Annotated in this window: 16 protein-coding genes, 1 tRNA gene and 1 pseudogene; 9 read left to right on the forward strand and 9 right to left on the reverse strand. The window is 61.9% G+C overall.

The annotated features are described in order from the left end of the window. The first annotated feature begins 120 nt into the window (after window positions 1–120). Both QF038_RS11905 and QF038_RS11910 read left to right on the forward strand, forming a co-directional pair. Window positions 121–2,979, forward strand: a complete 2,859-nt coding sequence (locus QF038_RS11905; protein ID WP_307610345.1) for an FAD-binding and (Fe-S)-binding domain-containing protein — start codon at window positions 121–123, stop codon at window positions 2,977–2,979. A 73-nt stretch (window positions 2,980–3,052) separates the two neighbouring features. Next, window positions 3,053–3,252, forward strand: a pseudogene (locus tag QF038_RS11910) (aldehyde dehydrogenase family protein); the annotation flags it as partial. Between the two features lie 1,175 nt (window positions 3,253–4,427). Here the strand turns inward: QF038_RS11910 and QF038_RS11915 are convergent. The 5 genes from QF038_RS11915 to QF038_RS11935 all read right to left on the reverse strand — a co-directional run bounded on the left by QF038_RS11915 (window position 4,428) and on the right by QF038_RS11935 (window position 7,866). Beyond that, complete coding sequence (locus QF038_RS11915; protein WP_307610346.1) at window positions 4,428–4,796, reverse strand: type II toxin-antitoxin system death-on-curing family toxin; 369 nt, start codon at window positions 4,794–4,796, stop codon at window positions 4,428–4,430. Continuing rightward, window positions 4,793–4,999 (reverse strand): ribbon-helix-helix protein, CopG family, encoded by a 207-nt coding sequence (locus QF038_RS11920; protein WP_307610347.1) that lies wholly within the window; start codon window positions 4,997–4,999, stop codon window positions 4,793–4,795. Before QF038_RS11920 ends, QF038_RS11915 begins: the two co-directional genes overlap by 4 nt. A gap of 91 nt (window positions 5,000–5,090) precedes the next feature. Next, window positions 5,091–5,534 carry a hypothetical protein gene (locus QF038_RS11925; RefSeq protein ID WP_307610348.1) on the reverse strand — a complete coding sequence of 148 codons (444 nt, stop codon included), beginning with the start codon at window positions 5,532–5,534 and terminating at the stop codon, window positions 5,091–5,093. A 201-nt stretch (window positions 5,535–5,735) separates the two neighbouring features. Beyond that, window positions 5,736–6,725, reverse strand: coding sequence for a D-isomer specific 2-hydroxyacid dehydrogenase family protein (locus QF038_RS11930; protein ID WP_307610349.1), 990 nt, complete (start codon window positions 6,723–6,725; stop codon window positions 5,736–5,738). Between the two features lie 70 nt (window positions 6,726–6,795). Further along, window positions 6,796–7,866, reverse strand: coding sequence for an isocitrate/isopropylmalate dehydrogenase family protein (locus QF038_RS11935; RefSeq protein ID WP_307610350.1), 1,071 nt, complete (start codon window positions 7,864–7,866; stop codon window positions 6,796–6,798). Window positions 7,867–8,171: 305 nt separating this feature from the next. Here QF038_RS11935 and QF038_RS11940 point away from each other — a divergent pair, with 305 nt between their 5' ends. The 6 genes from QF038_RS11940 to QF038_RS11965 all read left to right on the forward strand — a co-directional run bounded on the left by QF038_RS11940 (window position 8,172) and on the right by QF038_RS11965 (window position 14,533). Next, on the forward strand, window positions 8,172–9,407 hold the full coding sequence (locus QF038_RS11940) for a CaiB/BaiF CoA-transferase family protein (RefSeq protein ID WP_307610351.1): 1,236 nt from the start codon (window positions 8,172–8,174) through the stop codon (window positions 9,405–9,407). Beyond that, window positions 9,408–10,280, forward strand: coding sequence for a hydroxymethylglutaryl-CoA lyase (locus tag QF038_RS11945; protein WP_307610352.1), 873 nt, complete (start codon window positions 9,408–9,410; stop codon window positions 10,278–10,280). A 90-nt stretch (window positions 10,281–10,370) separates the two neighbouring features. Further along, window positions 10,371–11,426, forward strand: a complete 1,056-nt coding sequence (locus QF038_RS11950) for a 2-hydroxycarboxylate transporter family protein (RefSeq protein WP_307610354.1) — start codon at window positions 10,371–10,373, stop codon at window positions 11,424–11,426. Further along, window positions 11,408–11,806, forward strand: coding sequence for a 2-hydroxycarboxylate transporter family protein (locus tag QF038_RS11955; RefSeq protein ID WP_307610355.1), 399 nt, complete (start codon window positions 11,408–11,410; stop codon window positions 11,804–11,806). Before QF038_RS11950 ends, QF038_RS11955 begins: the two co-directional genes overlap by 19 nt. 359 nt (window positions 11,807–12,165) lie before the next feature. Then, entirely contained in the window at window positions 12,166–13,857 is a 1,692-nt protein-coding gene (locus QF038_RS11960; RefSeq protein WP_307610356.1) for a thiamine pyrophosphate-binding protein, read from the forward strand. Between the two features lie 22 nt (window positions 13,858–13,879). Then, window positions 13,880–14,533, forward strand: coding sequence for an IclR family transcriptional regulator (locus tag QF038_RS11965; protein WP_307610357.1), 654 nt, complete (start codon window positions 13,880–13,882; stop codon window positions 14,531–14,533). Between the two features lie 230 nt (window positions 14,534–14,763). On the opposite strand, the gene QF038_RS11970 is transcribed toward QF038_RS11965, so the two are convergent. After that, window positions 14,764–14,845: transfer RNA gene (locus tag QF038_RS11970), tRNA-Leu, on the reverse strand. Between the two features lie 205 nt (window positions 14,846–15,050). Between QF038_RS11970 and QF038_RS11975 the strand changes: the two genes are divergently transcribed. After that, window positions 15,051–15,656, forward strand: coding sequence for an ANTAR domain-containing response regulator (locus tag QF038_RS11975; protein ID WP_120691251.1), 606 nt, complete (start codon window positions 15,051–15,053; stop codon window positions 15,654–15,656). Window positions 15,657–15,778: 122 nt separating this feature from the next. On the opposite strand, the gene QF038_RS11980 is transcribed toward QF038_RS11975, so the two are convergent. The 3 genes from QF038_RS11980 to pyk form a co-directional block, all read right to left on the reverse strand. Continuing rightward, a complete protein-coding gene (locus tag QF038_RS11980; RefSeq protein WP_307609274.1) occupies window positions 15,779–16,633 on the reverse strand; it encodes an IS3 family transposase in 855 nt (284 codons plus the stop codon). Continuing rightward, window positions 16,630–16,956 carry a helix-turn-helix domain-containing protein gene (locus tag QF038_RS11985; protein ID WP_307609275.1) on the reverse strand — a complete coding sequence of 109 codons (327 nt, stop codon included), beginning with the start codon at window positions 16,954–16,956 and terminating at the stop codon, window positions 16,630–16,632. Before QF038_RS11985 ends, QF038_RS11980 begins: the two co-directional genes overlap by 4 nt. A gap of 252 nt (window positions 16,957–17,208) precedes the next feature. Next, the gene (gene pyk, locus QF038_RS11990) at window positions 17,209–18,699 is read right to left on the reverse strand and encodes a pyruvate kinase (RefSeq protein ID WP_307610358.1); all 1,491 of its coding nucleotides are present in this window, start codon (window positions 18,697–18,699) and stop codon (window positions 17,209–17,211) included. Window positions 18,700–18,721 lie beyond the last annotated feature (22 nt).

Below are 18,721 nucleotides of genomic sequence, written 5' to 3' on the forward strand. Positions count from 1 at the left end.
AGGTACCATCACCCTCCCCCAATTCACTCCAGCAGCCCTTAAGCCAGCTCACGGGCTGTCCGCCTACAACGGGGCCAACAGGCTCCGAGGCTGGCACAGAAGCACACTAAGACGGGAACCATGATCGACATCCGAGACGACCTCACCACTCGCGCCGCCTACGTCTCCGACGCGTCCATCTACCGCAGGCTCCCGGCAGCAGTCGTCGAACCGCGCAACGCCGAGGAAGTCCGGGAAGCGCTGGCCTTAGCGCAGAGTCGCGGCTGGTCGGTCATCTCCCGTGGCGGAGGAACATCCGTCGCGGGCAACGCCATCGGCGAGGGCCTCATCATCGACACTTCCAGGCACTTCAACCGGATCAAATCCATTGACCCGGAAACCATGACCGCCGTCATCGAACCGGGCGTAGTGTGCGACCAACTGCGGGACGCTGCCTCGGAATTCGGCCTCACCTACGGGCCAGACCCGTCCACCCACTCCCGATGCACAATAGGCGGAATGGTCGCGAACAACGCCTGCGGATCCCACTCCGTGGCCTGGGGCACCAGCGCAGACAACCTCGTAGCCGTCAAGGTCATGCTGGGGGACGGAAGCGAAATCGAACTCGGCAAGGGCTTCACCTCCGAACCGAAAATCACCCTTGCACTCACCGCGCTGCGCGACCGACACCTTGCAATGCTTCGCACGGAACTTGGCCAGTTCCCCCGCCAAGTCTCTGGATACGGCCTGCACTACCTGCTCAGCGAACACGGCTTCGACACCGCCAAAGCCTTCGCCGGAACGGAGGGCACCTGCGGAGTCATCACAGAGCTCACCGTTAAACTTGTCCGCAAGCCCGCACACACCGCCTTGGCAGTCCTCGGGTTCGAAGACGTCTTCGCCGCCGCGGCCGCGGCCCCCAAGCTTCGAATCGCACACGTGTACACCATTGAAGGCATGGGAGCAGACCTCATCCAGGCCCTCCAAACCAGGCCAGGCAGGGAAACAGCCGGATCAGAACTGCCCGCAGGCGGAGGCTGGCTCTACTGCGAAGTCGGAGCCGACACCCTCCAGGAGGCCGAAACACGTGCCCTTGAACTGCCCGGTCTGATATCCGAGAAGGTCGTCGACTCCATCGTCGTGCCTGAAGGTCCCCTCGCAAAAGCCCTCTGGAACATCCGCGAAGCAGGCGCCGGCATCGTCACCCGCCTGCCTGAGGGCGGAGAAGCCTGGCCCGGCTGGGAAGACTCAGCCGTCCCTCCCCACCGTTTTGGCGAGTACCTGCGTGACCTCTACGACCTGATGGACGAAAGCGACCTGTCCGGCATCCCCTTCGGCCACTTCGGCGAAGGATGCGTCCACATCCGAATCTCCTTCGACTTCAGCAGCGACGCCGGCGTCGCCGCCTACCGGGAATTCATCGAAAAAGCCGCAGAACTCGTCCGCCGCTACGGAGGCTCCGTTTCCGGCGAACACGGTGACGGCCGGGCCCGCTCCGAACTATTGGCAACCATCTACACACCCGAAGCCCTGACATCATTTAGCGAGTTCAAGAACATCTTCGATCTGGAAGGCTTCTTCAACCCTGGTGTCCTGGTAAACCCGGAACCTGTTGACCAAGGGATCCGCCCCGGCCCGGGAGCGCGCACCTTCGAACTGACACCCGTCCACGCCTTTACCCGGGACGAAGGTTCCTTCGCCAACGCTGTGAACCGTTGTGTCGGTGTTGGTGCCTGCCGCTCTGATGTGGGTGCCATGTGCCCGTCTTTCCAGGCAACCAAAGACGAAGTCCATTCAACCCGGGGCCGCGCCCGGTCACTCGCGGAGATGCTCAGGGGCGAAAGCATCACTGACGGATGGAAATCGAAGGAAACCCTCGAAGCCCTTGACCTGTGCCTTTCTTGCAAGGCCTGCGCCACGGAATGCCCCGTCAACGTCGACATGGCCACCTACAAAGCGGAATTCCTCCATCACCACTATCGCCACGGACTGTTTTCGTTCATCGGAAAAAACCGGCGGCCCATGGCCCAATTCACCATGGGCTGGATGCCTTACCTCATGCGCATCACCGAACGCATCCCTTTCGCCTTCCGCCTCATCAACCTCCTAGAGTCCTTCCGACCAATCGAAGAACTGACCAAACGACTGGGTGGCATCGAGACGAAGCGGCGAATGATCACCTTTGCCCCGCAACCGCTGACGGCATGGTTCCGCCGCCGGCGCTCATCATCAGCAGAAGTCGACGATACCCGTGAATCCGTAGTCCTCTGGCCGGACACCTTCACTAACTTCTCAGCCGACGCGCCCGGGAAAGCAGCAGTCGACGTCCTGGAAGCAATGGGATACCGCGTTCTCATGCCAATGGGCAATGTCTGCTGCGGTCTTACGTGGCACTCCACAGGGCAGTTGGACATGACCAAAAAGGTCCTGCGAGACACCCTCGATGTAATGGAACCGCTGTTACGTGCGGGATATCCGGTGATCGGCTTAGAGCCATCGTGCACCGTCATGCTGCAAGAGGAAATTACTGAACTGCTGCCGGATGACGACCGCGCTGCACTCGTTTCGCAACTCACTCAGACCCTTGGGTCGTTCGCCGCCCAGCACCTCCAAGACGGCAAGCCCTGGCCATTCGGGAAACTATCCAGCGATGCGGGCCGTCCTGCTGAAGCGCTGTGTCAGGTGCATTGCCATCAAAAGTCAGCCCTTGGATATGAACCGGAACTTAATGTCATGGAAAAACTCGGCGTAAACACCACTGTCATCGGGGGAGGCTGCTGTGGGTTGGCTGGCAACTGGGGCTTCGAACCAGGCCACTACGACATCTCCCAGACTCTCGGTGAGCGGGAACTGTTCCCCGCCATCCGAAACGCTGCGGACGGCACCATCGTTCTCGCAGACGGATTCTCTTGCCGCACTCAAATCGCGCAGGGAACCTCCGCCGACGGAGTGCACCTCGCCCAGATCATGCTCCAAGCCCTAAACCGGACAGACGAGTGACTCTTTGCCGCCTTATCCACCACACGATCGGCAAGCCCTCCGGGCACCGCAAGTGGGCTGAACCCGGTACTCACTCTACAGCCGCGACTTCGACAAACTCCTCCGCGTCGCGGAGTAGATCGAGCTCGGCCTGATGGGCTTCAACGCCTGCCTCATCTCCAACGCAGCCGCCCCTTCGGCGGCGTCAAATAATCCGGTCTCGGCCGCGAAGGCGGCGCCGAAGGCATCGGTGAATACACCACCACCCAATACATCGGCATCAACGACCCCTAAGCTACATAACGTTTCCAGCGCAAGCCTTGGCCTAATGCAGTACACACACTGACCGGTACGACTCCGACGCCACCACCGTGCCCGGGCACTGACTCTGGGCGTATCTCAAAAGACCTTTCCATGACGACAGATGCCCCATTATCAGTGACGAACGCTCCATTGACCGAAGCGGGCGGCGCGCTCCTACACCGGATCTGTGCGAAGACGATCGCTTCTTTTGCACAGCACTCGAGACCGATTGACCGCAGTTTCTCACCTGTGACCAATGCTTGTTCTTTAGCACGCCCACGGGCCAGTTGCCTTTCAATAAAGGCTTTTGTGCAGAACTGGCACTCACCGATCCGCTCACCCGCCTACTGCAGAACCGGGCATCCTCGGGATCGACACATCAAGTTGAAACACCCCAATCTGACGTCAGGCAGGAGCCCGCAGCCGTTCAGGAGGGGGTGGTTTTCCTTTTCCTGACGGTGGTTGAGAGAGTTCTTGGACCCCAACCTGAGGCTTCCCGATGCTTGGGCCAGATGGGAATGTCGCTGGTACCCAAAGCCCCGGGCATCAGTTTCCACTCGAAAGGCAGAGGCAGGATGGCTGAACGTCTTCCCGTGCACGATCAGAAGGAGCCGCCGATCAGGGCCCAGCAGGGATGACGGCTGTCAGGCCCGCAACGGAACCTGCTCACGCCCTAAATTTCCAAAGTGTCAAGCTTTGTACACACTAAACGGCCAAGAAGCTTCTGACCTGCGGAAACACTGTGCCGGAGGTGGGACTCGAACTACCTTCCAGGCCTTGCAGACACTGGGAACGCGCGGAAACATGCGGAATCCACGACGGTTCGAGGGCTGTACGTCCCGGTCCGAAGCCGAGTCTGTGGACAGTGTCCACACATCATTTCCGTCACTTTAGAGTTTCCGGACCAACGACGGCACCCCCAGCGGCAGGATGCGGTCCCCGGTCCTGATAGGTTTTGCCCAGCTCGAAGAACGGCCGCGGCTTCAACAATCCGGCAACCACGAAACGCCATGAAAGCACCAGACCTACGTTCGCCTGCTGGCCAGCTTCCAGGAGCTTCTTGGTCGCTGCCACCTCCTTTGAGCCATCCGTTGAACCGGCCTGCACCGCTTTCAAGGACGACGCGTCAGGAAACCGCCGAGCCGGCAAGCTCCCGAACCCGTTAGCTAGCGCCTGATGAGATGCTTGCCAATCAGCCCGCCGCTGGCTTCAAGTGAGACATCACCGGCGGCGACCCCGACGACGAGATCAAATGCCGCATCGGTGCTGAAGTCATGCCGGTAACCGTTGATCCAGAGCATCAAAACCATCAGTGTCCACGCTGTGCGTTTGTTGCCGTCGATCAGCGGGTGGAAGCGCGCCACCGACTCCATCAAGGCCGCCGCCTTCATCGCCAACTGCGGATAAGCTTCCACACCCATGACTGTCGTTGCCGGACGCGCCAGAGCCGCGGCCAGCAGACCGATATCCCGGATACGGAACCCGAACCGGTCAACGACCTGCAACGCGTCTTCAATCTCGAGGTACTCGGTCACGCATCCTCAAGGCGCGTCAAAAGCTCGGCGTCATGGCTCATCACGAAATCCAGACCCTCACCGATCTCGCGAGTGCGCCGGTGACGCTGGAGCACCAACTCCGCACCCTGCAGCAGCAAAGCCGACTTCGAGGTGTGCGCCTCGGCGGCAAGTTGGTCCAGACGACGATCGAGATCGTCCGGGACACGCAGATTCATAGCCATGCACTAATGGTACCAAACCAGTACCAGGCGGCGTTTAGGGTAACTCGCTACATCTCTTCGCGGCGTGCCCGAACCGGTATCCCTAGGCCGGTCAACTGGCTGGTGCCCCAACATCCTCCAGCACTGACCTGTCGAAAAAACGGATCTCCCCCGTTGCCGCGAAGAACACAGGAACTACCGATGTGCTCAGGTCTTTAGACGTTTCGTAGATCTCAGCCGCACCCCCGTGCTTCCTCGCAACCGTTCCAACCAGCTCGGTACCGCGAACCCGAACAGTTCGATATTTGTAGCTCACCGTGACCCCTTCGTCGGCTAGGGCACACCCTACCCCCTGCCGCTTCGAGGAGGGTTGGCTCGCCATCGCAACATGTTCAATTTTCCGGACGCCGCCGTGCCGCGGCCGGTTGGTTTCAGCCAGGCGCGTGGAGTCGATGCCGCCAATTGCCGCCGCGGTGTTAGGTGCATCGACACCGTCATCGATGATTCCGGGTCCGACGCAGCCTCCCCCGGCGCTGACTACTCGACGACTGCTCATTACAGACGCACCTTAGGTGTGAACTCACGCAGCACCCGGGTCTCGATGAGTTCCTGCGGCGTTCTCACAGCAGCGTAGTCGGGCTTCACAGGCTGCCACGGCTGTCACGTGCTTGAAGTACCGGACGTGTCCGCGGCCATTGCGCTGCTGATGAAGGTCCCCTGCGGAGCCGCCGGACTGCCGCGGCTCCGCCCGGGGACTCTAAACGGTCGTGACGCTGACCGCGCGCTTCGTCGCCGTTACGACTCCGCTTGGAATATCGCCACGGAGGACCGCGTCGAAGTTCTGCCACACGGTCGCGATGCGGCGCTGAACGTTTTCCCAGCCGACGCCTGCCATGTGGGGCGTGCAGACCACCTGTTCCATGTTCAGCAGCTCACTGGCGGTGTTCAGTGGCTCCTTCTCGTAGACATCAAGTCCGGCTCCTGCAATGCGTCCCTCGCGCAGGAACTCGATGAGAGCGTCCTGGTCCACGACTTCGCCGCGGCCGACATTGACGAGAACGCCGCTGCGCTTCATCAGGGCAAGTTCGTCCCGCCCGACCAGCTTGTTCGATTGCGCGTTCAAGGGAAGACTTAGGCAGACGACGTCGGATACCGCCATGAGCTCTTCCAACGGCACGGTGCGGGCCGGGATCAGTTCCGACACGGTCAACGGGATCTCCGCGTTGTCGTAGAAGACCACATTGGCGCCGAAGCCGTGGTGGACGATCTTGCCGATCCAGCGTCCGATATTTCCCAGTCCGACTATGCCGACTGTTTTGTTGTACAGCTCCGAGTAGGACGTCTCATCCAGGTCTTCGCGCCATTTTCCGTCGCGCAGCAGCTGTGTAGAGGCTGGAATCCGCCGCATTACCGTCAGCATCAACGTCAGTGCGTGTTCCGCAACAGAGATGGAGTGGGTCTTCATTTGCGCAACCGGAACGCCGAGTTCGTCCAGGACGGCAACCGGAAGCTGCCCATAGCCGGAGCTCATGTATTGAATAAACTGCACGTTCCTGGCGGCGCGGAATACCTCTTCGGGAACATCGACGCCGGAAATGAGGAAATCGGCGTCTTCGGCTTCGCGGCAAATTTCCGCGAGATCAGCCGATAGCGGCATCACTTTCATGGTAAAACCCTCTGGCGTCGATTCCAGAATACGGTCGATGTAGTCGTTCAGTGGGTTTACGAACAAAACCTTGTATGTCATTGGTGCATCTTTCTTAGTCGGTGTCAGACGTCATGGCCGCGGCGGGTATGCCGGGCCGCCTGCCCGTCAGCTATGCCGGCAAAGCGTTGAGGATGGTCTCCAGAACTTCCTGGGTGTCGGCTGTCCCGCCCAGATCACGCGCCAGGGGTCCCGTCAGGAGTGCCGACTCGACCGCGGTTTGGATGTTCTGTGCTGCCTGAGTGCAGAGGTCATCTCCATGGCGTTCGCCCAGCCACTCCAGCATCATCGAGGCCGAGAGGATCATCGCGGTCGGGTTCGCGATGCCCTTGCCAGCGATGTCGGGCGCACTTCCGTGTGAGGGCTGAAACACGCCGCGTGTGAGGCTGACGTCGGCAGAAGGCGCGACGCCGAGACCGCCGACGAGGCCAGCGGCGATCTCGGAAAGGATGTCGCCGAAGATATTTTCTGAGACGACTACGTCGTACCGTTCCGGGTCGGTCACCATGTACATCGACCCGGCATCGATGTAGTACTTTGCACTTCCGATATCGGAGTTTTTAGCCGCGACCTCGTCGAAAACCTTCTCCATCAAAACGTTGCTGCGCAGAGCATTTGATTTGTGCAGCAGCGTTACGTGTCCGGGAGTGCCCCGCTTGCGACGCGCCCGCGCCTGTGAAAACGCGACGTCGAAGAGCTTCTCGCACGTGGCCCGGGTGATGGTCATACGATCACTCGCAGTCTCGTCGCTGGGCTCATGATGATCGGCCAGGCCAGCGAACATCCCTTCGGACGTTTCGCGGATGACGAGCATGTCGACGTTCTTCGCCTTGACAGGGCTCTCGACTCCCGGGAAAAGCCGAACCGGCCGTAGGCTTGAGAAGAGCCCGTAGTGGGCCCGCATTTCAACCTGGGCGCCCAGTTCAAGGCCCTCGGGTCCGCGCACGTCCGGCAGCCCCATCGCACCGAACAGAACAGCGTCTTTCTTGCCGATCTCATCCATATCGACCGCAGTGATCTTTCGTCCGGTACGCCGGTACAGGTCTGCGCTGAAGTCGTAGGACGTGTAGTTCAGCTTCAGCCCGTAGCGTCCTTCGCATTCCTTTAGTACCGACAGAGCCGCGTCGACCACTTCAGTTCCGATTCCGTCTCCGGGAATGACAGCGATGTCATAGTGAGTCATTGGTCTTCCTGCCTTGCTAAGTGCGCGCGCTCCCGCGCCGAGTATCCGCCCCAGGACAGGAAGCCGCGCCTACGCGGATGCCTTGTCCCCATGAGCTTTCCCATGTGGTGAGAGGCTTTATTTGCTAAGTGGGAAGACGTTAGCAGAAGATGACTTGGCTCACAAGGCAAATTCGGCCGATCGAGCTGCACTTTCTTGTTGCGCGGATCACAATCCGCTGCTACTGTCTATCCGCTCGATGACAAGCTTCTCCCACACAGTGAGAATCACGTCGAATTGCATTCCATGACGCAGGCAGGACAGACATGACGCAGCAACTTCACCTTGAGGGGAACTCCCTCCCGCTCCAAGGCATCCGCGTGCTGGAGCTCGGCAGCTTTATCGCCGGACCGTTCGCAACTCGCATTTTTGGTGATTTCGGAGCTGAAGTTATCAAAATCGAGAAGCCCCACGGCGGCGATGAGTTGCGCGACTGGCGCAAGACCCGGGGAACGACCTCCATGCTGTTCCGTACCATCGGCCGGAACAAGAAATCCGTTGCCTTGGACCTGCGTTCCGAGGGCGGGCTTAAGGCAGTCAAGAAGATCGCCGCCCACTGCGACGTGGTGATCGAAAACTTCCGTCCCGGAACCCTTGAAAAGTGGGGTCTGGGCCCGGATGTCCTTCAAGAACTTAACCCCGACATCGTCATGGTCCGGATCTCCGGCTACGGCCAAACCGGCCCCTACAAGAACCGCGCCGGGTTCGGCAGCTCCGCAGAGTCCTTCGCAGGTTTGCGCTACGTCACCGGCGAGCCGGACCGGCCTGCAGGGCGTGCGGCGGCCAGCCTGGGCGATACCGTCGCCGGACTGTACGGGGTGATCGGCGCCCTGATGCTCATGCTCCAGAAAGCCCGCGGGCAGAAGACCGACACCTCCCAGGTAGTCGACGTCGCACTTTACGAAGGGGTCTTCAGCCTCCTCGAATCACTCGTCCCTGACTACGACGCCTACGGCATGGTCAGGAAGCGCACCGGCGGCGCCCTGCCCGGTGTCGTCCCCACCGGCTCCTACCTTTGCGGCGACGACCTCGAGGTCGTCATCGGGGGCAACTCAAACTCCGTGTTCGTCCGGCTCATGCGGGCGATCGGCCGGGACGACCTGGCCGAGGACGAAACACTCCTTACTACCCAAGGCCGCGGTGCCCGCGAGGAAGAGCTGAACGGCGCCATCTCCGCCTGGACCGGCAGCATGCCCCTGGCTGAGGTCCTGGACAAGCTGGACGACGCCGGCGTCCCCGCCGGCCCCGTCTACGACGCGCCGAGCATCGTTGTGGACAAGCACTACCTGGCCCGCGACATGATCCAGACCCACGAGGTGGTCATCGAAAACGAACCCGAGCTGATCCGCTTCCCCGGCGTTGTTCCCAAGATCCCCGGCCATCAGGGCCAGGTCAACTGGGTTGGCCCGGAACTGGGCGAACACACCCAGGAGGTCCTCCAGGAACTCGCAGAGATGAACGCTGACGAGATCAATGACCTCGGACTGCAGGAGGTGCGCTGAATGAAGGTGGACATCACCGACGTTTTCCTGCGCGATGGCCTGCAGGACGAACCGGTCATCGTCTCCACTGCCCACAAGCTGGAAATAGCCCAGGCCCTCATTGCCGCTGGAATCAAACGCATCGAAGCCGCGTCGTTCGTAAACCCGAAACGAGTTCCACAGATGGCCGACGCCGCCGACGTCATCTCCTCACTGCCTGTGGTGAACGGCGTCACCTACACCAGCCTTGCCCTTAATGGGAAGGGCATCGAACGGGCCGTCGAGGCCGGCGCCACAGACATCCAGGTGGTCACATCCGCTAGCCAGGCGCACAGCACTGCTAATGCCGGGCAAGCCATCGAGGACGCTCTCGCCGGCATCGCCGCTTCCGTTGCCCGGTACCCGGAAACCCGTTTCTTCGCGGGCATTTCCACTGCCTTTACCTGCCCCTTCGAGGGCAGCATCGACCCCGAGTACCTGCTCCGCGTGGTCCGGGCCTTCTCGGACATGGGGATCAGGGACGTCGGCCTGGCCGACACCCTGGGCACCACGCCCACCGAACAGGTGCTTGCCAGCCTGAACCACGTCCGCGACGCCGAACCGGATCTGAAGTACTGCCTCCACCTGCACAACGCCCACCACCAGGCATTGGCAACAGCGGGCGCTGCCGTAAGTGCCGGCGTCGTCCGCTTTGACGCCGCGCTGGGCGGATACGGCGGATGCCCCTTCGCGCCCGGCGCCCACGGCAACATCGCAACGGAAGAGCTGGTCCGCTACCTGCACGATGCCGGCCACGAGACAGGCATCGACGAGGACCGCCTGGCCGACGCCGTACGCCTTGCCCGCGACGTGGTAGCGCAGTCCCCCGCCGCGCTGCTGGACCCGGCGCGCTAAAAACTCCCGACCGGCTCCCCCTGCTCAACCACACAACGCTTCACTGATTCCTACACAAACAGGTCCCACCCACCATTTCCGGAGACGATGATGTCAACAAACCCAGGAACCACGGAAACCACCAACGAACCAACGGATGACGCCATGAGCGAGATAAGCCCCGGCCCCGCCGGCGGTATCGGACACCCCGTCACCGAAACTGTCGGCGCCCGGCCGGGCACCCACTACCCTGGCCGCTTAGGATTCAAAATCGCCAGCGTCCCTGCTCCCCTCTACCTCACCCTGGCGGGCCTCGTCCTCGCAGCCGCCATCACCGGCAACCTTCCCGACACCATGGTGGTCGGATTTGCCGCAACCATCCTGCTCGGTGGGCTGTTCATCTGGATCGGTAATCTGTTCCCGGTAGTCCGGGACTTCGGGCTGCCGACCGTCCTGTGTACCTTCGCACCCGCCACGCTGGCTTTCTTCGGCTTGATGCCCGAGAACCTGGTCACCGTTGTACAGAACTTCACCGACGGCCATGGCTTCCTGGACTTCTTCGTCGTCGGCATTATCGCCGGCGCCATCCTTGGCATGCCACGGGCACTCCTGCTCAAGGCAGGACCGCGCTTCGCAGTACCCATCATCGGTTGCCTTATCGCTACCTTCGTCCTGGTCGGGCTCCTGGCGTCCGTGACCGGGTTTGGATTCATCGAAGGCATTCTCTTCATCGCAGCCCCCATCATGGCTGGCGGCCTTGGGGTGGGTGCCCTGCCGATGTCCGAAATGTACGCCGCGAAAACCGGCGGCGACTCCGCGGCCTTCATGGGTGACCTGATGTCAGCCGTCGTCATGGCCAACGTCGTCTGCATCCTCATCGCCGGAATCTATAACGGACTGGGCAAGCGGAAAAAGCAGCTCTTCGTCGGCTTCAACGGCCACGGCCAGCTCCTGCGAATCAAGGGCCGGTCCGACGAACTCACCGTTCCCCCGAAGCGGGACACATCCTCCTTCATCGCCCTGGGCAAAGGCCTGCTTATTGCCGGCAGCCTCTTTGTCTTCGGCGAACTCATCGCAGCCCTCCTTCCGGCGGCCTGCACCCCTACGCCTGGGCCATCATCGCGGCCGCTGTCGTCAAAGTCTTCGGGTTGCTCCCCCAGGACGTAGAAGACTCCGCCGCCGACTGGGGCGACCTGATCGGCACCGTCCTCGTTCCCGCACTCCTGGTCGGCGTCAGCCTCACCTACATCGACATCACCGAAGTACTCGCCTCGCTGAGCAACCCGCTGTTCATCCTCCTGACCATCTCCACCGTTGTCATCGCCACCCTGACCTCCGGCATCCTGGGATGGCTGGTCAAGTTCAACTTCGTCGAAGCATCCATCACCCCGGGCCTGGTCATGGCAGACACCGGCGGCAGCGGTGACGTTGCAGTTCTCAGCGCGGCAAACCGCCTGCACCTCATGCCGTTCGCAGCCCTGACCAACCGGCTCGGCGGAGCGCTGGTCCTGTTCGTGACGTCGCTGATCGTCCCGTTCCTCGCCTAACAGCAGGAATCGACGGCGGCGGCCCGGCACGAAGCCGGGCGCCGCCGTCGCCGGCCGGCAACATGAAGGACCACCCTGACAGACAACGTCCTGGCCATCACCGGCCGCACCCCCTCAATCGCCTCCGGTGCCTGGGTGGCTCAGACAGCGACCGTGCTTGCCCAGCAACCATTTGGTATGAACGCGACGACCGTATCGGGCCGTTACTTTGGTCGCTTCCCCCTTACCCGGAAGGGATTCAGCACTGCGGCCGAACGCTTCCACCTTCACCGAACTCACACGCAAGCACGGCGACGCAGCACCGGTTTCTGTTACCCCCTGAAGCTGTCCTGCCGACCCACCTAGGAATGAGAAAAGCCATGACGAGTACCAGCACCCACGTTCTGCCCGGCGGGACAGCGGCCCTGCCGGATGAAGGTCACGTGGCCGCGATCGTCGCCGACGTGGTCGCGGAGCGCGCAGGGCACCTGTTCGGCATTATGGGCAACGGCAACGTCCACCTCATCAGCCGACTAACGCGCCGAGGCTGCCCCTTCACCTCCGCACGCCACGAGTCAGCCACGGTCGCCATGGCTGACGCCTACTACCGGGCAACCGGAAATATTGCAGCAGCGACCACAACCTACGGCGCCGGCTTCACCAACGCCTATACCACCCTCGCCGAAGCCCGGATAGCCCGGATCCCGCTGGTCCTGGTAGTGGGCGACGCGCCCTCCACCGGCGCCCGGCCCTTCGACATCGACCAAGCCAAAGCGGCGGAAGCTGCAGGCGTGCTCACCCTTGTCGCCGGCCCCGGCAACGCAGAAGCCATCACCCACCGCGCCTTCGACCTCGCCCTGCAGAGCGTCCAGCCCGTGGTGCTGGCCGTCCCTTACGACCTGGCTACGGCCCCGCCCTCTGCGCCCCAGACCCTCGAACCGATGCCCGCCAAACCAGCCTGGCCCGCCGATACCGGCGAACTCGACCGGGTGGCTGAGCTCCTCGTTGCCGGCAAGCGGCCGCTGATCCTGGGCGGGCGGGGCATGCTCCTGACCGACGCCGTGGCTCCCCTTCTCCAGCTCGGGGATCGGCTCGGCGCGCTCTTCATGACCTCGCTTATGGCAGCCAACGCGTTCAACAGCTCCTGGGACCTGGGCATCGCAGGCGGTTTCACAAGACTTCACCGCCTGGACATCGCCCGCCAGGCAGACGTGGTCTTGGTCGTGGGTGCAAGCCAAAACCTGTTCCAAACCCGCTATGGCACCTTGTTCCCCAGGGACACGAAGATCATCCGGATCGATAACGAACCGGACCCGGGTAACCTGCCGTCCGCGGAGTACATTCGGGCGGACATCCTCCCATTCGTCGAAGGCCTGCTGGAACGCGTGACCGCGGCCACGACAACAACGTGGCGGGACAATGCTCCCGAAGTAGGAAGCCAGGAGTTCCGATCGTTCCTGCCAAGTGAAAACCCCGAGGAGTTTGGTCCCGACGGCCGGCTGAACCCTCGGGCTGTCGTCGCCGCTTTGGAGCATATTTTGCCGGCTGAGCGCTCCGTAGTGATGGACGGCGGGCATTTTATGGGCTGGGCACCCATGTATCTGTCCGTCCCGGACCCGCATGGCATGATCCTCGTAGGCACCGCGTTCCAGTCGATCGGCCTCGGGTTCGGGTCCGCTGCGGGCGTTTCCGTGGCCCGCCCCGACCGCACCACCGTGCTGGTTACTGGTGATGGCGGCGGATTGATGGGCCTCGCGGACTTCGAGACCTTTCTCCGTGCCACCCGCAAAGGAGTGGTAGTGGTGCTAAACGACTCCGCGTACGGTGCAGAGCTGCACCAGTATGCCGTGAAGGGGCTGCATGACCAGGCGATGCTCATCGACGAAGTGGACTTCGCCGCCGTCGGCCGCGCCCTCGGTGCCGATGGAATCAAGGCAAACACCCTGGCGGACCTGGACCAGCTTCAGGACTGGCTGACCACCAACGACGAAGGCGTCTTCGTCCTCGACGTAGCCATCTCCCAGAAAGTCGTGGCCGAATGGATGGTCGAGTCCGTGGCCACCAAGGGTTAGCCGAGCGTCATAGGCTTCTCATATGCCGTCTCCTGAAACCAACGGAAGCAACCGCACCCTCGAGCGCGCCGCATCGATCCTTGATGCCGTGGGCCGGTCCGCCGTGTCAGCCAGTGAGCTGTCACGGCAGACCGGCCTTTCGGTGTCCACGGCGCACCGACTCGCGCTGCAACTGGCTGACTACGGGTTCCTCCGCCGCACCGATGCCGGCACCTTCCGATTGGGCGACCGGTTCGTCCGCTCAGCGCTGGAAAACGCCGGGATGCCAGTTCTCCGCGAACTGCGGGACCGGACCGGCGAAACGGCGCAACTGTGGGTGCGACGGGGAGATGAGCGCGTGTGCCTGCTCAGCGCCGACAGCCAGCACGAACTCCGCGCGATTATGCCTCCAGGCTCAAGGCTGCCCCTCCCCCAAGGATCCAGCGGCAGACTGCTGGCAGCCGAGGATGACGCCCTTGTCGAGTTGGCTGCAGTTGGCTGGATTGAGTCAATCGGTATTCGAACACCAGGACTGGGATCGGTAAGCGCCCCGGTACAAACCGACGAGGGAATCGTCGCCGCGGTCTGCCTTGCCATGCCACTGGCCCGCGTCATCGCATCTCCCGGTAAGGACCATGGTGACAAAGTCATTGAAGCAGCGCAGAGGATTGCGCAGGCTCTGCAGCAAAGGATCTAGTAGCGGCTGCCCCGGCGAGGACAAATTTCGGCAAGACCGCCCACGTGCCGCGGGAAGAAGGAAACCCGTTAAAGAGGGCTTGTCTTCAGTTGTTGAGCAGGCATTTCGGGGCAACACGGATAGCTGCACTGAGGCCCGCAACAAAAACCTGCCCGACAACCTACAGCTCCAAAGTGTCAAGCCTTGTACACACTAAACGGCGAAAAAGCCTCTGACCTGCGGAAACACTGTGCCCGAGGTGGGACTCGAACCCACACACCTTTCGATACCGCATTTTGAGTGCGGCGCGTCTGCCAATTCCGCCACTCGGGCGCGGATTACACGAAGCAAAAGGCTACGCCCACAGCTGATTGTGAGCAACGCGATCGCTTCACGTACGCGGAATTACTCTACATGCAGATAGGCTGAATTCCAGAATCGCGCCGCCGACGCCGCAACCGACCATGAAGATCAAGTACTGGACCGGGCGCACACCTAAGATAGTGATGTCCCCGCCGTACCTTTCCAAGGAGATCCCGTGACTGAACAGACGGAGTCAAAACCATCGTCCCAGCCGGCGCGCCGCGTCGTTGTGGCCGAGGATGAAACCCTCATCCGCCTCGACATCATCGAAATCCTGCGCGGCGAAGGCTATGACGTCATCGGCGAAGCAGACAACGGCGAGAAGGCCGTCCAGCTGGCCGAGGAACTGAAGCCGGACCTGGTCCTGATGGACGTCAAGATGCCCGTCATGGATGGCATCTCCGCAGCCGAGAAAATCGTCAAGGCCCGCATCGCCCCCGTGGTCCTGCTGACCGCCTTCAGCCAGAAGGAACTCGTGGAGCGCGCCCGCGACGCCGGCGCCATGGCCTACGTGGTGAAGCCCTTCACCCCCGCAGACCTCATTCCGGCCCTGGAAATCGCGCTCTCCCGCCATGAGGAGATCAAGGCACTCGAAAGCGAGGTCTCCGACCTTCAAGAGCAGTTCGCCACCCGCAAGCTCGTGGAGCGCGCCAAGAGCCTGCTGACCACCAAGATGGGCCTGACGGAACCGGAAGCCTTCCGCTGGATCCAGAAGACCTCCATGGACCGCCGCCTGAGCATGCGCGAAGTGGCCGAAACCATCATCAACCAAGTCAACTAGCCGCTGGATTGGGCCTGTCGAATTCCACGGGATTTCGGCAGGCCAATCACCAGAGACCAAACCAAAAAAGGACCCCCGCCAAATGAACTGGTCCCCGATAGTTGGACTGGCCAAATAAGATCCTAAGCCGCGAGGGCCTGGGCACGGTATTGCACCGGGCTCAGGCCCTCAAGCTTTGTCGAGATCCGTTCGGTGTTGTACCAGTGGATGTACTCGTGCAGAGCTGCTTCCAGTGCTTCAACGGTGAGGAACCGGACGTGATGGAAGAGTTCTTCCTTGAGGTGTCCGAAGAAGTTCTCCATCACGGCGTTGTCGTAGCAGTTGCCCTTGCGGGACATCGACTGGACCGCGCCGGCGCCGGTCAGCAGCCCGCGCCAAGAGGTGTGCTGATACTGAAATCCCTGGTCTGAATGCACGAGCGGGTTTTGGCCGTCGTCGAGCAACGCCAGGGCAGCACGGAGTGAACTGTTGGTCAGCTCCAGGTTTGGCGATAAGCCAACGGAGTAGGAGATGATTTGCCGGTCGAAGAGGTCCATGACCGGTGAGAGGTAGAGCTTCCGGTCACTGACGCTGAATTCCGTCAGGTCGGTGACCCACTTCTGGTTTGGGGCGGTGGCGTCGAACTCACGGTCCAGCAGGTTCGGGGCAATTCTGCCCTGTTCTCCCTTGTAGGAGTTGTAGCGCTTCTTCCGCCTGACTTTACAGAACAGCCGAAGGACGCCCATCAGCTTCAGCACGGTTTTCTTAGCAACCTTCCACCCCTTCTTGAGCAGTTCGCTGTGCACGCGGCGGTGCCCGTACCTACCATGACTCCACTTGAAGATGTCCAGGATGGAAGACTTGAGTTCTTCTTGCGGGTCAGGGGCCGCGAGCCGGGCCTGGTGATAGAAAAACGTGGATCGGGCAAGACCCGACACCTGAAGCAGAACCGAAAGAGGGAAATCAGCCTTGAGGGCGATGAGAGCCTGAACCTTCACCGTTGTTTTTGAGCCCTCAAGGCCCGTAATTTTCCCAGATAAGCCACTTCCGCCCGCAACCGCTCGTTCTCCCGCCGCAAGCGCTCCAGCTCGGATATCTCCACCGGAGGTGGGGCGTCGGGTTTCCGAGGTCTACCTTTAGGCTTCGGGCGCAAGGCTTCCGCGCCTTCGCGACGATAGACCTGCGCCCACGTCCTCAGGAGCACCGGCGAGGACAAACCAGCCTCCACTGCCAGGTCCGTCGCGCTCTCACCCGCGAGGAACCGTTCCACCAACGCGAGCTTGAAATCGAACGAGTACGACCGTTTCGTCGGTTTGGTCACCAGCGCTCCTTCACCATGGATCTTCCACCGCCGATGAAGCCTCTTGACGGGCCAGCGGGACACGCCCAGCAAGGTGGCTGTCGCCGTATCCGCAAAGCCTCTCTCAAACCACGCTACAGCGGCCTGGCGCTGATCCTCGGTTAACGAACTGTTTGCACGCAAAACTGCTCCCCAGCGTTGTAACTGAATTTCTCAGTCCAACTTCTGGGGAGCAGTTCAAACCGGCGGGGGTCCTTTTCCGTGTCAGAAAGCCTAGGCCTTCTTCTTTCGTTCCGGCCAGGGGCCGAGCTTTTCCTTGTTGCTGGCGACTTCACCGGCGCGCGTGGAGTCGGCCAGGTCGCCTACCTTGTGCACCTTCAGCGAGTTCGTGGAACCGGCTTTTCCGGGAGGGGAACCGGCGGCGATGACCACCAGGTCACCGTCCTCAACCAGTCCCATCTCCATGAGGCTGCGGTCCACCTGTGCGGTCATGGCGTCAGTGTGGTCAACCATCTGCACCAGCACCGGCTGGATGCCCCAGGTCAGCGCCAGCTGGTTCCAGACCTGCTCCACCGGAGTAAAGGCGAAGACCGGCTTGATCGGCCGCAGGCGGGACAGGCGGCGGGCTGAGTCGCCGGACTGGGTGAACGCACAGATGTACTTGGCGTCCAGCTGGTCGGCGATTTCGACGGCGGCACGGGTGATGGCGCCACCGCGGGTCTTGGGCTTGGTACCCAGCGGGGGGACGCGCTCCAGGCCGTGAACCTCGGTGGATTCGATGATCCGGGCCATGACCTTGACGGTTTCGATCGGGTACTTGCCCACGCTGGTCTCGCCGGAGAGCATCACAGCGTCAGCACCATCAAGCACAGCGTTGGCACAGTCAGATGCCTCGGCGCGGGTGGGGCGCGGGTTGTCGATCATGGATTCCAGCACCTGGGTTGCCACGATGACCGGTTTGGCCCAGCGGCGGGCCAGTTCGATGGCGCGCTTCTGCACGATCGGCACTTCCTCCAGCGGAAGCTCCACACCAAGGTCGCCACGGGCCACCATGATGGCATCGAAGGCGTCGATGATCTCGGGCAGCTGCTCCACGGCCTGCGGCTTTTCGATCTTGGCGATCACCGGCACGCGGCGGCCTTCTTCGTCCATGATCTCGTGGACGCGCCGGATGTCGGAGGCGTCGCGCACGAAGGACAGTGCCACCAGGTCAACACCGCGGCGCATGGCCCAGCGGAGGTCGTCCTCATCCTTTTCGCTCAGCGCGGGGACGTTGACAGCCACACCCGGAAGGTTGATGCCCTTGTTGTTGGACACCATGCCGCCCACGGTCACTTCGGCGACCACCTTGACGTCGTCGACGGCCGTGGCGCGCAGGGCCACCTTGCCGTCGTCGATCAGCAGCGCGTCCCCCACGTTGACGTCCTCGGTGAGGCTCTTCAGCGTGGTGGAGCAGATGTCCTTGGTGCCGGGAACGTCCTCGGTGGTGATGGTGAAGGTGTCACCCACGGCAAGGGCGTGCGGGCCGTCCACGAACCGGCCCAGGCGGATTTTGGGTCCCTGGAGGTCGGCCATGATGGCCACAGCCTTGCCAAGATCGGCGGCTGCCTTCCGGACGTTTTCGTAGGTGTTGTCATGCACGGTGTAGTCGCCGTGGCTCATGTTCATACGAGCAACGTCAACACCGGCTTCCAGCACCGCGAGGGTGTTTTCATAGCTGGCAATTGCCGGGCCGAACGTAGCCACAATTTTAGCGCGTCTCATATACCTACCCTATTGGTCTCTT

Origin of the sequence: Pseudarthrobacter sp. W1I19 (assembly GCF_030817835.1) — a bacterium.
In the GTDB taxonomy this organism is placed as follows: Bacteria; Actinomycetota; Actinomycetes; order Actinomycetales; family Micrococcaceae; genus Arthrobacter.

Excerpts from the sequence above, each read along its gene's own strand:
- QF038_RS11960 (WP_307610356.1), top strand. The coding sequence starts at position 12,166 with ATGACGAGTACCAGCACCCACGTTCTGCCCGGCGGGACAGCGGCCCTG.
- QF038_RS11930 (WP_307610349.1), bottom strand. The coding sequence starts at position 6,725 with ATGACATACAAGGTTTTGTTCGTAAACCCACTGAACGACTACATCGAC.
- QF038_RS11940 (WP_307610351.1), top strand. The coding sequence starts at position 8,172 with ATGACGCAGCAACTTCACCTTGAGGGGAACTCCCTCCCGCTCCAAGGC.
- QF038_RS11950 (WP_307610354.1), top strand. The coding sequence starts at position 10,371 with ATGTCAACAAACCCAGGAACCACGGAAACCACCAACGAACCAACGGAT.
- QF038_RS11935 (WP_307610350.1), bottom strand. The coding sequence starts at position 7,866 with ATGACTCACTATGACATCGCTGTCATTCCCGGAGACGGAATCGGAACT.
- QF038_RS11920 (WP_307610347.1), bottom strand. The coding sequence starts at position 4,999 with ATGGCTATGAATCTGCGTGTCCCGGACGATCTCGATCGTCGTCTGGAC.
- QF038_RS11945 (WP_307610352.1), top strand. The coding sequence starts at position 9,408 with ATGAAGGTGGACATCACCGACGTTTTCCTGCGCGATGGCCTGCAGGAC.
- QF038_RS11905 (WP_307610345.1), top strand. The coding sequence starts at position 121 with ATGATCGACATCCGAGACGACCTCACCACTCGCGCCGCCTACGTCTCC.
- pyk (WP_307610358.1), bottom strand. The coding sequence starts at position 18,699 with ATGAGACGCGCTAAAATTGTGGCTACGTTCGGCCCGGCAATTGCCAGC.
- QF038_RS11925 (WP_307610348.1), bottom strand. The coding sequence starts at position 5,534 with ATGAGCAGTCGTCGAGTAGTCAGCGCCGGGGGAGGCTGCGTCGGACCC.
- QF038_RS11965 (WP_307610357.1), top strand. The coding sequence starts at position 13,880 with ATGCCGTCTCCTGAAACCAACGGAAGCAACCGCACCCTCGAGCGCGCC.